4 protein-coding genes are annotated in these 5,080 nt (G+C 39.2%); 2 read left to right on the top strand and 2 right to left on the bottom strand.

Features of this window, described 5'->3' with window-relative positions; translation table 11 throughout:
- The first annotated feature begins 311 nt into the window (after positions 1–311).
- On the top strand, positions 312–2,216 hold the full coding sequence (locus Q0K96_RS14925) for a trehalase family glycosidase (RefSeq protein ID WP_297334778.1): 1,905 nt from the start codon (positions 312–314) through the stop codon (positions 2,214–2,216).
- A gap of 82 nt (positions 2,217–2,298) precedes the next feature.
- The gene (locus Q0K96_RS14920; RefSeq protein WP_297334777.1) at positions 2,299–2,763 is read left to right on the top strand and encodes a DUF2231 domain-containing protein; all 465 of its coding nucleotides are present in this window, start codon (positions 2,299–2,301) and stop codon (positions 2,761–2,763) included.
- A gap of 113 nt (positions 2,764–2,876) precedes the next feature.
- Here the strand turns inward: Q0K96_RS14920 and Q0K96_RS14915 are convergent, their stop codons facing one another.
- Both Q0K96_RS14915 and Q0K96_RS14910 read right to left on the bottom strand, forming a co-directional pair.
- Positions 2,877–4,079: a hypothetical protein gene (locus Q0K96_RS14915; RefSeq protein ID WP_297334776.1), complete on the bottom strand. Its 1,203-nt coding sequence runs from the start codon at positions 4,077–4,079 to the stop codon at positions 2,877–2,879.
- 6 nt (positions 4,080–4,085) lie between these two features.
- Positions 4,086–5,080 (bottom strand): nucleoid-associated protein (locus Q0K96_RS14910; protein WP_297334775.1); only part of this gene is annotated, 995 nt, incomplete at its 5' end.

The following is a 5,080-nucleotide window of genomic DNA, read 5'->3' as shown; positions in this document are numbered from 1 at the left end:
ATTTTCTTACACAACAAAGGATGTTTGCTATTTTTTTCTTCCAATTTTCGATTTAAAATCATTTTACAGATTATAATTAGCTGAAAATAAATCACATCAACCTATCAAACATTTTATAAAAAATTAAAAAATATGTACTAAGTATATGTTAACCTGTTTATTAATGATAATCTTAACGACAGAATTTTAGTACTTTTATGCTCCCACTTATCCAATAAAAGAGAATGGGCATTATACTACTAACAAAGAAGAAGCATAATTTTAAGCAAGCTGCCCTATATACGGGTACTATTCTTGCAGGACTTTTATATATGAGTTGCAGTAAAAAATTTTCTGAAAGCCAAACATTTTTTAATCTGCCTGTTGATAAAACCATGCACGACCTGCTGGCAGGCTATGATACTGACGGCGATAAAAAAATAACGAAAGACGACGCACCCCAAAAAGATTACTATATGGTAAGTACTAAGGGCGACACTGTTATAATACGCAATACTTATTACCTCTCTAACCTGTTGCAGGAGCTTGCCATTGCACACGAAGAGCAGCATGACACCCTCAGCATAAGCCTTAGCCGCATACAGGAACCCCCTGCCGAGCGCATATCACGCCGCATACGCACCCACTTTTGGGACGACCTTACCCGCACCATTGATGAAGAAGGGCTTAACCGCATTACCGAAGACGAAAAAATGCACGACAGCCACCAGCGTATATATGTACCCTATCATGATAGTACAGGTATAGAATACTTCCTGGAGCTGCAAAAGCGCAGGCGAAACCTTGAGGTGGTTATACTGCCCCCTGTTATAAGTGCTGAATATGTACGCTCTATAAATACCCGCCCCGGCATACTCTCCTTAAAAATAGAGAACGGCAAAGGCGTACCTTTTGTAGTGCCCGGCGGCAGGTTTAACGAAATGTATGGCTGGGACAGCTACTTTGAAGGAAAAGGCCTTATTATAGACGGAAGGCTCGACCTTGCCAAAGCGATGGTAGATAACTTTTGCTACCAGGTAAAATACTACGGCAAGATACTCAACGCTAACAGGTCATACTACCTTACCCGCACGCAGCCGCCGTTCCTCTCTTCATTTATAAGAGAGGTGTATGAGGCCACACCCGCAAAAGAGCGCAGTAACGAATGGCTTGCCCACTCCCTTAGCATGGCGATAAAAGAATATGAAGAAGTATGGATGGATGGCAAACGCTACACACCCGAAACAGGGCTTAACCGCTACTATGCCGGGGGGATTGGCATTCCGCCGGAAACAGAGCCGGGGCACTTTAGGAGCATACTTCAGGAATATGCCGATAAATATAGCCTTTCTGTACTCACATTTGAGGAACGCTACAAAAGCGGCGAGATTAAAGATGCCGAACTCGACCGTTATTTTGTGCACGACCGCACCCTGCGCGAGAGCGGGCATGATACTACATGGCGACTTGATAATGTGGCGGCCGACCTGAACTGTGTCGACCTTAATTCTTTACTCTATAAATATGAGAAGGATTTTGAGTATTTAATTGATACTTATTTTAAAGGTGACTTTACTGCCGAAAACGGCGAAAGCTATACAACTGTATACTGGCACGAAAAGGCTGCTACCCGCCGCATGAAAATGAAGCAGTATTTATGGGATGCCGAAAAGCAGTGCTTTTTTGATTATAATGTAAAGACCGAAAAGCTAACCGATTTTATGTCGGCGACTAATTTCTTCCCGTTGTGGGCAGGGCTGTGTACCGAAGATGAAGCCGAAAGCCTGGTAAGCATAATGATGGCAGAGCTAAAAGCTCAGGGCGGCATACTGGCATCAAGCAAGGCATCTACAATAAAGTATGCCACTAACGATGTGCAGCGCCAGTGGGACTACCCCAACGGCTGGGCGCCGCACCAGATGCTGTTATGGAAAGGCCTTTTAGATTATGGCTATGAAACCGAAGCCCGCGAAATGATTTACCGCTGGCTGTGGACGATAACCCAGAATGCTGTTGATTATAACGGCACCATACCCGAAAAGTATGACGTGGTAAACAGCACCCATAAGGTATATGCCGAGTATGGCAACGTAGGCACCGAGTTTGCCTACATAACCAAGTCGGGGTTTGGGTGGATGAATGCGTCTTACCAGTACGGGCTTAGCCTGCTACCCGAAGACTATGTGCACAAACTGGATAACCTCGAAAAGCCGGAAGAGGTGTTTGGCAGGCAGTAACTTAAAAGTAGCTTAAGAGTAACGCGGGCCTTTCTGTACATGCTGTAAATGCAATACTTTTATGGTATTAAATTACAGTAGTATGAACGATGCCCACCTCCACCTTATAGTAAACCATTTTCCTGTTGTTGCGCCCGTGCTTGGGCTGTTGGTATTTATTACCGGCTATGCAACCCGTTCTGCGGTTATAAAACGTGTGGCGTGTGCCCTCTTTATTTTTGGGGCGGTGGCTGCCCTGGCAGCCGGGGCTACCGGAGAACGTGCCGAAGAAGCCACAGAGCACCTGACCGGCTTTAGCCACGAACTGATACACGAGCATGAAGAGGCTGCCGAGGTATTTATTATTTCATCTTATATATTAGGCTTTGCCGCAGCTTTGGGGCTGTGGGTTAACTACAAAAAATACAGGCTAACCGCTTTGGTTAACCTGATTATACTTGTTTGCGCTATTGTTACCATTATTTTAAGCGCCCGCGCCGGAACAACCGGTGGCGAAATACGCCATACCGAGATACGCGGCGACTCTCCCGAAGCGATAAGCGAGTAACGGGTTGCGGGTTACGGGTTACGGGTTGCGGGTTACGGGTTACGGGTTGCGGGTTACGGGTTGCGGGTTACGGGTTGCGGGTTGCGGGTTGAGGCGAATATCATTTAAATTAATTAAAATCCCCTGACTACAAATGTTTTATAGAAATATTTTAAAACCGTAAAATCAATATTATTCTTAGCTACGGTATATACCACCGCTATTAGAACAACACTTGGCACAAACCATATCAGGAATCTAATGAGATTTAAATATTGTTTTTGCTTTTTATGTACATTAAAAATATCAATGAACATTTTATCTGTTTCTAATTTGAGCTGATTATTTGAAATCCTCCTCTTAAACTCTGTAATATCTTTATTCAAAAAACTTAAAGCAGAATATTGATTTCTAATTAAAACTTCTAAAAGAACACCAAAAACTAGTGCTCCTATGAGAAGGAAGATATTTTTAGGGGTTTCTTCTCCAGTGATATCAAATTGAGCTGTCAGAAGTATAAACGCAACTGGAATGCTAATTAACTTTGTTTGAGCATCATTGATAACACTCTGTATTTTTTTCATATAATCCAGCAACTCCTTATCAACCTCTGCTTTAATCTTATTAAATGAATATTTCTCAATATATAAGCTATAACTATTTTTGTAGCTTGTGTTTAAATCCGAAAATCTATTTAATAATTTTTTAAAACGCTCGCTTTTATCATTGTTAGACAATAGTAATATTAGTTCATTTACAAACAGTTCCTTCCGTACTTCTTTATCTACTGAACTTAAAACATGATTAATCAAATCACTTACGCCATCTAATGAGTTAAGACTACTTGCATCGTAATGTATTGGTAAAATCAAATGCTTTTCCTGCAAAAAGAACAGCTCAGACCAGTTCGCTATTGGTTTTTGGTAATCTGAAACAGTTATTAAAAATTGAATCAAATTCACCGTTGAAATATAATTTCTAATAAAAACTGGATGTTCCGAATGTTCAGAAAAGTATTCTAACTCATGGATATAGTACGGCGCGGTAGGTTCGGAGTTTGAGAAATGTCTAATAAGTTCATCGCTGCTTTCATAATAAAAACATCCCTTTAGCATCATAGGGTATAATTTTATTACGACGTTTTGCCCCGCTTGTAAATCTCTCAAATCAACAGACCGTTGCACATGTGTTGCAACATTATCAATGAGTTCGTTATCTTCAAGAGATTGGAGTTTTTGACTAATACTATCTTGATATGTTAATTCCCCTATAATAACACTACGAGTAACGCTAACATCAACTAGCATACGCCTAATCTCGACAAAATTATCTAACATGACTATTTAAAAATCTCTACGAAGTTGTTCTTGTAGCTCATCTGGTACGTCAGTAATCGTAATAGTGTTATCTTCACTATTATAGAAAATTTGGTCATTAACTAAAGCACTATCGAATTCTAGTCTCAACTTTTTACTTTTATAAACATAATACTTTAAATCTTTGAGAGCTTTCTTATTGCCCTTTATGGATGAGCTAACTCTGTAATTTTCCCCTGCAGCGAATTGCGAAAATCGCTCAGGATTATCATTATCGATGATACTCGAAACGTGATCCAGAGAAATATCTTGATTACTATTTGTTTGACTTATACAATAAGTAAATATGCTATTCCTAATTTCTTCCTTTCTATCATCATCAATATCTAAAGTCCCTAGATAATCTAAAACAGCCTTTTTTAGTAATTTTGAAGAGTCGTAAGAAGATCTTTGATCAGTACAACCGATAAAAGTTCGGAAGTAATTTGAAACATCTTTTCGTCCCCTAGCAAATGACAAGTAGGTTTCTTCATTTGAAACCCATCTATTGTAATTAACCAAGTTCGCCACATCGATTTTCTCAATATCCAAACCAAATAATTCATCAAGAGTTAAACTGTTATTTACGTTATATATAATTTTGTCATTAAGCATTACAACCATTGTATACGGTTCAGCTTCATCGATGTTTGGGTCGTCATCTTCGTTCAATTCATAATGTGCGAAAACTACATATCCGCCGGTAGCTGGACTAACTCTATCGATTGTTCCTAATAAATGCCTCATTGATAGAACACTATATTCAAGAAAAGAGATAGTATTTTGGAAATATTCATCTAAAATTGATTGATAGGGAAACGTAATTCTATTATCATCAAAAACGCCATAAATTGGATTCGACTTTTTATAATAGGCATCTTTAATACTTTTGATAAATGAAATTTCCCTTTCAGTTATCATTAAACTATCATCAGCTAATTCAATTGTAGCAGCTTCATTAGCTTTTTTATTAAGTTTATGTA

The organism is Flavobacterium sp. (genome assembly GCF_024305175.1).
GTDB lineage: Bacteria > Bacteroidota > Bacteroidia > Flavobacteriales > Flavobacteriaceae > Flavobacterium.
This window is presented reverse-complemented; position numbering and strand designations above follow the sequence as displayed.